The sequence below is a fragment of the Microbacterium sp. Leaf351 genome, from assembly GCF_001423825.1.
Classification (GTDB): Bacteria; Actinomycetota; Actinomycetes; order Actinomycetales; family Microbacteriaceae; genus Microbacterium; species Microbacterium ginsengisoli.
Genome location: NZ_LMPK01000001.1, coordinates 43,263 through 45,015, shown reverse-complemented (window position 1 = coordinate 45,015; position 1,753 = coordinate 43,263). Strand labels below are relative to the sequence as shown.

Here is a 1,753-nt window from a genome sequence, read left to right as displayed (position 1 = left end):
GATGCCCCAGATCGTGACGGTCGCCGGTGTGGCGAGGTCGATGCGCACGGTGCCGGCGCCGATCCACAGCTGCAGCACGTACTGCAGGGCGATCGACAGACCGATCGACACGATCATGAGCTGTGTGAGGCTGAGCCGCTTGCGTCGCAGCGGCTTCCACAGCACGACGTCCTGCGCCCAGCCGAACAGGGCCATCACCACGACGGCCGCGAGCCCCGCGAGCCACAGGTTGTTGCCGAGGATCGACATGAAGAACCAGGCCAGCACGCCGCCGAGGCTCACCATCTCGCCCTGGGCGAAGTTGCTGAGGCCGGTCGTGCCGAAGATGAGTGACAGGCCGAGGGAGGCGAGGGCGAGGAGGAGGCCCAGGCGCACGCCCTGCACGAACTGCTGCCAGAACCGCTGCCAGTCGAACCCGGTGTCGGTCGTGGTCGCGCCGTCCGCAGAATCGCTCAGCGAGAAGATCGCCGAGAAGTCCGAGTGCAGCGACACCTGCACCGTGCGGGTGTCGGCGCCGGAGACGTACTGGCCGTCGGGCAGCGAGGTCTTGTCGAGGGTCACCGTGTAGGAACCGGCGGCGGTCACCTCGAACACCCAGCGGCCCGAGTCATCCGTGGTCGTGTCGGGGGTGGATGCCGCGGGCCCGGCGATCGACAGCTTCACACCGCTCGCGGGCTTGCCGTCGCTGGTGCGGATCGTGCCCTGGATGCAGGCTGTCGTCGCATCGGCGGAGCAGGTGGTCGCAGCGTGGGCGGCCGGGGCGGGCATCAGCAGGGTGAGAAGCACCCCGAGCGCGAGCACGAGCGCGCCGATGCCGGCGAGTCGTCGTCGCGATGAGAGCAACCTGTGCGCGAACTGCACGGTCATCGTCCTCCACGGGTCGTAGCTGGGCAGGCGCGCCGGGTGGCGCGGATGCACGTCCGAGAGACTAGGAGTCGCATATGTCAGGGGTGTTTCGGTCCGGCATCGTCACCGAACCGATATCTCCGTCCACGCGGCCTCGTCGTCGCGTGCCGCCCAGTATGACTCGCGTTGGCCGATCGCGCGACTCGCGACACCCGAGTGCCGTCGCCGCTCGCGCGCGCGAGCGGGCGCGTACACGCGCGCGAGCGGAATACAGCCCGTTCCGCGCCGCTTAGAATCATCAGGCGGGATGACCCTCCGCCCTCGCCGCAACGATCGCGCCCCGACCGGGCGCCGCATGGGAGCACGCATGGAGCAGCACGACCCCTTCGGTTTCGTCGGACTCACCTACGACGACGTCCTGCTGCTGCCCGGGCACACCGACGTCATCCCGAGCGAGGCCGACACGTCCTCGCGGGTCACGCGCCGCATCACGGTCGCCACCCCGCTCATCTCGAGCGCGATGGACACCGTCACCGAAGCCCGCATGGCGATCGCGGTCGCCCGCGAGGGGGGTCTCGGCATCCTGCATCGCAACATCTCGATCGAGGACCAGGCGGCCATGGTCGACCGGGTCAAGCGCAGCGAGTCGGGCATGATCAGCGACCCGGTGACCACCACGCCCGACGCCACGATCGAGGAGGTCGACGCGCTCTGCGCGACCTACCGCATCTCGGGTCTTCCGGTCGTGGACGAGGACCGCCGCCTCGTGGGCATCGTCACCAACCGCGACATGCGGTTCGTGTCGGGCTTCGAGCGCCGTTCGACCCTCGTGCGCGACGTGATGACCAGCGAGGGCCTCATCACGGCCCCGGTGGGCGTGAGTGCGGGCGACGTGATCGCCGCCTTC

2 protein-coding genes are annotated in these 1,753 nt (G+C 69.4%); one reads left to right on the top strand and one right to left on the bottom strand.

The genetic code is table 11. The annotated features are described in order from the left end of the window. A partial coding sequence (locus ASG00_RS15910) for a branched-chain amino acid ABC transporter permease (RefSeq protein WP_235558995.1) occupies positions 1 to 918 on the bottom strand: 918 nt, incomplete at its 3' end. 295 nt (positions 919 to 1,213) lie between these two features. Here ASG00_RS15910 and ASG00_RS15905 point away from each other — a divergent pair. Next, positions 1,214 to 1,753, top strand: a 540-nt coding sequence (locus ASG00_RS15905) for an IMP dehydrogenase (protein WP_235559001.1), incomplete at its 3' end; no start/stop codon positions are given.